This window comes from Streptomyces sp. NPDC043867 (genome assembly GCF_056435845.1).
The window spans coordinates 1-7,002 of record NZ_JBWKDS010000079.1; the positions used below are offsets into that span (position 1 = coordinate 1).

Consider the following 7,002-nt stretch of genomic DNA (forward strand, 5'->3'; position numbering starts at 1 on the left):
GCCAGCACCAAGCCCGCATCAGCCACTACAAACGACGCGGACACAGCCCCTGAAAACTGCCCAGCAATCAGAACAAGCACCGTTGCAGTACTAGGGCGCGCAGAGGGCACGGAACCCCTGAATTGGACTAGACAAAAAAATCAAACCCCAGGCCGCTGACCTGGGGTTTCAATCTGGAGCGCGCGACGAGAATCGAACTCGCGCTCTCAGCTTGGGAAGCTGCGATCATTCCCGGCGGTTAGGGCCCCGGCCTGGGTGAACGGCAGGACTGCGGCCTCGTGGCGCTCGGCTGCTTTCACCGTGATCTCACCAGCGGCGACGTGGCGAGGGCACGTGAAGATCTCGGCACGCTCGTGTATGACGGTAACCGCATCCCCGATGACGATCTCCCGAGTGTCCGGAATTCGTACTTCAGGCTCCTCTGGTGCTTTGAACGCATCTACGCTGGTCGACGCACCATCGCCGAAGGGCGGTTGCTGTTCGGAAATAGGCCCCTGAAGTTTTAGACCGTTTGGTCGGCTGGCAGGTCCAGTACTGGTTCGAGAACTTGGATGATGCAAGGCGGGCCTTGGAGGCCCGGCTCGGCGTCCCGGTATCCGATGGAAAGTCGCGCTTGGCGCTCGATGCCTTGAACCGCGACATCTCCGGAACCGAGTGACTGAGGCGCACGAACATGCGCGCACCACGGTAAGCCGCTCCTCCCCGGAAGATCGGGGATGCTTTCCACACGGCCGGCGGAACGATCTCGACCTGGAGCTGCTTACGCGTGAGTGATCATGACCCCGCAAGCTTCCGGCGGGTCAGGCAAGCCGTGGACCTCCCCCGGCCAGGAGTGATGGAGCAGTCCGTAAACGCTCGCGCGGCCGTCTGAGCTGTTTGCCTCGGATGCACTGCATCATCTCGGGTCGGCCAGGATCGCGGCCACGTACAGGGCTGTGGGGGCTGTCGCCTCGTAGAGCGTGTTCTGAGATCGTCCAGCGCCTCGGTTCTCACGGCCTGGTCCGGACCCAGGAGCGCGACCAGTATTCCGGGTGCGTCCGCAGCAGACCCGTAGGCATGCTCCAACCCCGCCCAGTCGGTTCGGGTGAGTGTTTCCTGCGGAACGGGAAGCGCCGTGAGCAGTGGTGGCTCCCCGGCGCCCCTCATGCGATTCGCCATACGGGTGCCGCGTACTGCTCCGGTCGGCTCTCGATGAGCAGCCGGCGCAAGTCATCGCGCTGTGAGCCGTTGAGGTTCAGGACCTCTGTGAGGTGGCGGAACGTCGTGTGGGTGACTCCGCGGCTTCGGGCTTCTGCCTCGAACTGGGTGAGTTGGGGGAGCACCGACTCGGCGTCGAGTTTCGCCGGACGCTGTTCCTCGAGCCAGAGGGCCTTGTTGCGCTCGTAGTCGATTTCGGAGAAGCCGCAGATCTCGCGGCTCAGTGCCTCCGCCTCGTTCAAGGTGGTGGTTGACATGAGGGCGCGGGCCAGCTCGTTGTGGCTGACCGCCTCGTCCAGGTCGACTGCGTGGAGCGTCGGGCTCTCGTCGGTGAGGGGGACGGGCAGGCCGGCGTCTCGGACTTCGCAGGTGCCGCGTACGCCTCGGGCTGCCGCTGCGAGCATGCCTGTGGCCTCTGAGGGATGCCACTCCAGGACCTGGCTGATCGACCCCGTGTCCGTCGCGGTGAAGGTATGGACGAGCGAGCCGAGTATGCCTCGCAGGTCCTCGTACGACAGCTCGCCGTCCAGGCCGGGTCCTGCGACCAACAGGCGTACGGGGGCGTTCACCTGACAGCACGCTGCCAGTGTCAGGGAGTCGGCGAGTGGGCTCTTCAGCGTGGGTTCATCGCCCCGGGCCAACACGTCGCCACCGACGTCGAGGAGATCGATCGACGTCGGCCTGAGGTGGGTGACCAGGTCCTCGAGCTGGCGTGTGATGCCCTCGGCGCCGTGCCGCGGGTCGATCAGCGCGATGGTGTGCGGGAGTTCCGCCGCGAGTCGGGGGAGTGTGGAACCTGCCGGTGCGATCGGACGGGCCTCCGCCGGCACCTTCCGGACGGCCGGGGTGAGCGGTTCGAGGCCGGTGAAGTCGTCGATTCCTCGGGGGCCCGGTACCGGGTCGATCAGCAAGCGGTCCCACGCGTACGTGAGGATCACTGCTTGGTCGCCGTCCCCGTACAGGGCGGTGTGAAGCATTGCGGCGGCGACAGCGTCGCCCCCTCCTCCTGCTGCGACGATCAACCGCGTCATGGGCCCAAGACTAAGGGGCAGGCCCCTTGACCAGTCCCCCTATAGTGGCCAGAGGCTATAGCCACTTTGACGAGGAGGGAACATGCCCCAGATCGAGGAAGCCCAGCCGAAGTATCTCCAGATCGCGCATTTCATCCGCGATCAGATCCTTCGGGGCGACCTGCGGCCCGGGGATGAGGTCCCATCGGAGCGGCAGTTGGCGGCTGACTGGAAAGTGTCCCGGCCCACGGCTGCACGGTCGCTGGAGGCTTTGAGCCATCAAGGGCTCGTCGAGAAGCGGCAGGGGTCCGGCACGTACGTGCGGAGCCTCGAAGTGAACCGGCGGGCGCGCGAGTTGTACGGGCGTGCCCGGCAGACCGGCAAGATCTACACGCCCGGCGAGTACGCGGTGATCACGTCGGCCGGATGGCTGGATGCGCCGGACCACGTGGCTGAGGCGTTGGGCCTGGTGAAAGACCGTCGCGCAGTGCACCGCCGGCGGGTCACCAACAACCAGGACGGGCCCATCACGCTGTCCACTTCCTGGTTCGCGCCGGACGTCGGGCGGAAGGCGCCCAGGCTTCTGGAGCCGGAACGGATCCAGGAGGGCACCCTGATGTACGTGGAGAACATGACGGGACGGCAGGGGAGTTACGCGGAAGACCGCATGTGCGCCCGGCAGGTGACCGTCGAGGAAGCGGCAGACCTCCAGCTTGATCCGGGGTCCGCCGTGCTGATCGTGCATCACGTCGTCTTCGACCTCCAGGACCGGCCGTTGGAATTCGCCGAAGCCACCTACCCGCCGCAGCGCTGGGTGTTCGAACAGGGATACCCGCTTACCTGATGAGTTGTGACTTCTGGCGATCCGCTTGCATGGCGTGAGTGGCCAATGCCACTATCCAGTAAGTGGCTAAGGCCACTTGATGGAAGAGGTAACGGAGTGGCGAGTCAGCAGCGGCGTCAGGGAGTGCGCTGACCTTGTCGGAGTCGCCGGGGGCGGGGCTGGAAGCGTGTCAGTTCACGTACGTTCCTGGTGCTCGCTGCCGCTCCCGACCGGACCCGCGCCACATCTGGGCGGCGCTGCCTCGACGGCGACGACAGCGGCAAGGAGTGAGAGTGCATGGCGTACACGATCGACCGCTACCCCTGCGAGGAGTCACCGCGTCTCGGTGCGATGACCTTGCAGCCGGCAGCGGAGTCCGTGCCCCGGGCCCGGCGATGGTTCCGCAAGTCCATCGCCCTGTACAACCCGGCCTGTTCGGTCGACGATTGCGTGTTGATGATCTCGGAACTGGTGACCAACGCCATCCGGTACGGACGGGCGGATGAACCGTGGCTCGTGCGGGTGGAGTGGTTCCGTGAGGAGACCTCGCTTCGGGTCGACGTCCACAACCCAGGCCTTCCCGCGAGCGTGCGGCTTCGGCGTCCGGACGCCAACGAGCACGGGCGCGGTCTGCTCCTCGTCGACTCGATCGCTGCATCGTGGCACTCCGGACCCAGTCGCTTCGGTGGGGCGGTGGTCTCCTTCGTGGTCGCCGACGCCTGGCCGTCGTGAGGAGGGGACACCTTCCGTTGGCGGGGGGTCGAGCAGAAAGACCGCCGGGGGAGTAAAGCGCTCGAGCGGGACGAGTCTCCGACCGTGGGGCGGCTCGTCGAGGTCGGCCAGGTCTCCGTTGCTGATCTACCAGCGTTCCGACGAGGAGCGGCAGCGAGACCATGCGGCCGGCTTCGGAGGCCTGGTCCGTGTCGAGCGTGCGAAGCACCACAAGGTCAAGGATCACGGGCCCGCGCACCACGACGAGAAGTCCACGGGCAGAGGGTCACGCCCTCGTGGTGTGGATGTGGTGCGCGCCACGCCCACCGGTCCAGACAACAAAGAACCCCCGGGTCATCGACCCGGGGGTTTCACATGGAGCGCGCGACGAGAATCGAACTCGCGCTCTCAGCTTGGGAAGCTGCGGTCATTTGAAGCCGGTCTGGCCTCTGACCTGGTGGAAACGGCTAGGTGGTGGCCTTCTTCAGTCGGGGCGGCATTCACCGTGATTCCCCGCCCGATCTGGTGCGCTTGTGGTGCGGTTGAGTAGCGGTCCCCCCAGGGCGGCGGAAAATAGGGAACGCCTGGACCGTGGTTGCCGACACTCTGGGGCTATGAGTCGTTGGAAGCTCTACGACAACTGGTTCGCCGATCTGGCCGGCCTAACGGTCGAGGAACTGAGGGAGCGCCGGGCTTTCGCTGCTCAGCGGGCAGAGCAGGCTGTGGCGCGTGGCGTGGGCCGCAACCCCAAGGCCGCGCGGGAGTGGCGTGAGAGGGTGCGCGCCGTCGATGACGAACTCCTGAGGCGGGGCCTCCAGGGCGAGTAGCCGCGATGGACGCCGTTTGAGCCTCAGTCGAGGGCAGTCAGCCACGGTGGCCGGAGCGCCGACCGATCTGGCGCGCGTGTGCCAGGGCAACCACGACCGGGCCTCAGCCACGCTGCCTCATACGTCCGTCAGGGCAAGCCGCTGCACAAGGTGCTGAAGGGCGCGCGGATGCCAACGTGACTGAATCTGCACAGCAAATGCACGACTGCGGCACGGGTGCGTTCTGTTGGTGCGGAGTTGTTCTGGTCGGAGCTGCCGTGGCAATAGCTGTCGGTTTCCTGAGCGGGGCTACATGTAGAGAAGCTGCCCTCAATTCGTGTGCATGTGTGCATGGATGGGTAGCCGACTGTTTTGACTGCCCTGCTGGAAGCAGTGACCGACTGGATGCCGGGCACGCTCCGTGATTTGATCCTTTGCGCCGCCGAGATCGCGCCACGGCGTCCGGAAACGGAAGGCGCGCGCTTACGGTCGCGGCCCACCGTCTACCCCCAGCTCGGCCGCTCCCCCCCTGTAAAGCATCCATACGAAGGGCAGTTTCATCATGAACTCCGCTCCCCAGGTTCAGACCCTCGAGATCTCTGACGCCGAGCTTGACACCGTCTCCGGCGGCCTGAGCCCGCAGGTCGGCATCGCAGCCGGCCCCACGGCGATCAGCAGCTCGGACCTCGTGGGTCAGTTCGGCGCGGTCAAGGACGAGGTCCTGGGCACCGTCGGCCAGTACCACCAGGTCGGCGTCACTGCCTCCTTCTGATCGTCAGATCGCGGGACTTCCTCATCGCGGGATCGCTGATACCGGCAGCCTGACCGCCGATCGGCGTCCACAGCGACAAGCCCCCTACCTGCGGGTCTTCGCTGGTAGGGGGCTTGATCGTTAGTGGTTGCTTCTTCTTCCCTGGGTCTTGCCGGGGATCTTGGTGAGCTGGGTCTTTGCTGGTCAGGGGCGATGGACTCGTGCGACTGGTGGTCGTCGTTGGTCGTCATTGGCCACCGTTGAGCAACCTCGGACGGCCCGGAGACGGCCCAGGTTCGGCCCGCTCGACTGACGGCCGGGACCTTCGACATGCCCCGCCTGAACCCCAGCCGACGACAGTCAGCCACGACGGCGGCCGCGCCGACCGACTACGCACACGTGTGTCTCGCTGCACCCCAAGGCGCGGCGGCGGAAGGGATAGGTGGCAGCTTGCGCGATGACCACTTTGTCCCGGAGCAACTTGGGCGGGGCTCTGCCGTGGGTTGATGTGTCTCTCACCTGCGTTGATAGTCCGCCGGCGTCCGCGCTCGTCCGTCGCTGTCCATCGGCGTTGTCACGCAGTTACTGAGATTGAACTCGTGGAGTCGTCGGGGCTGACCGCTCCTCGTCCCTGCGGTATCCACAAGGGGGCGGGCTGACCGCCGGGCGGCAGCAGTTTCGCGAGGAATTACGGCTGAAGGCGGCCGCTCTACGCACCCGACCTCAACCCCGTCGAAGGGATCTGGTCCCTCCGGCGCGGCTGGCTCTCCAACGTCGCCTTCAGCACCTCCGGACACCTCGTCCAGCGCATCCGCCGCGGCCTACGGCACATCCAGTACCGCAGCGACCTCATAGACGGCTGCCTCGCCGAGACCGGACTGACCATCCGGCCCACCTGAGCAACCACGCGCAACAAAGAACCCCCGGGTCATCGACCTGGGGGTTTCGTATGGAGCGGGTGACGAGAATCGAACTCGCGCTCTCAGCTTGGGAAGCTGATGTTCTACCATTAAACTACACCCGCGTAAGACGCCGGTTGAACCGGTGTCGAATGCCCGCTCACTCTACCTCATGCCTGGCCCCCGGCGCGGAAACCGCGGGGCCTCGCGGTGTTTCAGGGGGTGGATGCCGCTGCGGGCGGCCGGAGTTGGGGCGTACGGTGAGGGTGCGGAAGAGGGTCCCGGCGGGACCGGAGTGCCGCCTGGAGGGCCTTCCCTTTCATCCCGTAATGTGGCTTTCGTCGTCAGTCAGGCGCGGCTCTTGGGGAAGGGAATCCGAGGACTTGATGGAGCACACCGTCGTCCGTTGTGCCGAGGGGCACGTGTTCAGCACCGCTACGTTCCCGATGCAGCAGGCCGAGCGGCTCGGTCCTGGCCGGCTGGTCCGGTGCCCGCGGTGTGCGCGGCTGCGGAGCGTCGTCCCGGTGACGTTGCAGAAGCAGTGACCGGGGGCGCTGAACAAGCGGTGGCCCGGTAGCACGGACACCCGCACGCAGCGGCACACAGTGAGACAGGAAGGCGGGGGGGGGGGGGGGGGGGGGGGGGGGGGGGGGGGGGGGGGGGTGGGGGGCGGGGGGGGGGGGGGGGGGGGGGAGGCCCCCCCCCCCCCCCCGCCCCCCCCCCCCAAAACCCCCCCCGGCTGTTCGGGGAGAAAAGGAAGCCTAGGCAACACCACCCCAAACAAAAAAACCACACGCCACAACCC

At 66.4% G+C, this 7,002-nt stretch carries 5 protein-coding genes, 1 tRNA gene and 1 pseudogene; 5 read left to right on the forward strand and 2 right to left on the reverse strand.

Features of this window, described 5'->3' with window-relative positions:
• Positions 1-1,142: 1,142 nt before the first annotated feature.
• A complete protein-coding gene (locus AC069T_RS37775) occupies positions 1,143-2,228 on the reverse strand; it encodes a DUF1152 domain-containing protein (RefSeq protein ID WP_478787049.1) in 1,086 nt (361 codons plus the stop codon).
• A gap of 82 nt (positions 2,229-2,310) precedes the next feature.
• On the opposite strand from AC069T_RS37775, the gene AC069T_RS37780 reads away from it, so the two are divergent.
• From AC069T_RS37780 to AC069T_RS37800, 5 genes and pseudogenes are all read left to right on the forward strand, one after another.
• On the forward strand, positions 2,311-3,051 hold the full coding sequence (locus AC069T_RS37780) for a GntR family transcriptional regulator (RefSeq protein WP_478787050.1): 741 nt from the start codon (positions 2,311-2,313) through the stop codon (positions 3,049-3,051).
• 276 nt (positions 3,052-3,327) lie between these two features.
• Positions 3,328-3,762, forward strand: coding sequence for an ATP-binding protein (locus AC069T_RS37785; protein WP_478787051.1), 435 nt, complete (start codon positions 3,328-3,330; stop codon positions 3,760-3,762).
• 593 nt (positions 3,763-4,355) lie between these two features.
• Positions 4,356-4,568 (forward strand): hypothetical protein, encoded by a 213-nt coding sequence (locus AC069T_RS37790; protein ID WP_478787052.1) that lies wholly within the window; start codon positions 4,356-4,358, stop codon positions 4,566-4,568.
• A gap of 541 nt (positions 4,569-5,109) precedes the next feature.
• Positions 5,110-5,319: a hypothetical protein gene (locus AC069T_RS37795; RefSeq protein ID WP_478787053.1), complete on the forward strand. Its 210-nt coding sequence runs from the start codon at positions 5,110-5,112 to the stop codon at positions 5,317-5,319.
• A gap of 683 nt (positions 5,320-6,002) precedes the next feature.
• A pseudogene (locus tag AC069T_RS37800) lies at positions 6,003-6,197 on the forward strand (IS630 family transposase); the annotation flags it as partial.
• 51 nt (positions 6,198-6,248) lie between these two features.
• On the opposite strand, the gene AC069T_RS37805 reads toward AC069T_RS37800, so the two are convergent.
• Positions 6,249-6,322, reverse strand: a tRNA-Gly gene (locus AC069T_RS37805).
• Positions 6,323-7,002: the final 680 nt, after the last annotated feature.

Bases quoted from the DNA above. Each gene is read 5' to 3' on its own strand.
- AC069T_RS37775 (WP_478787049.1), bottom strand. From the start codon at position 2,228: ATGACGCGGTTGATCGTCGCAGCAGGAGGAGGGGGCGACGCTGTCGCC.
- AC069T_RS37780 (WP_478787050.1), top strand. From the start codon at position 2,311: ATGCCCCAGATCGAGGAAGCCCAGCCGAAGTATCTCCAGATCGCGCAT.
- AC069T_RS37785 (WP_478787051.1), top strand. From the start codon at position 3,328: ATGGCGTACACGATCGACCGCTACCCCTGCGAGGAGTCACCGCGTCTC.
- AC069T_RS37790 (WP_478787052.1), top strand. From the start codon at position 4,356: ATGAGTCGTTGGAAGCTCTACGACAACTGGTTCGCCGATCTGGCCGGC.
- AC069T_RS37795 (WP_478787053.1), top strand. From the start codon at position 5,110: ATGAACTCCGCTCCCCAGGTTCAGACCCTCGAGATCTCTGACGCCGAG.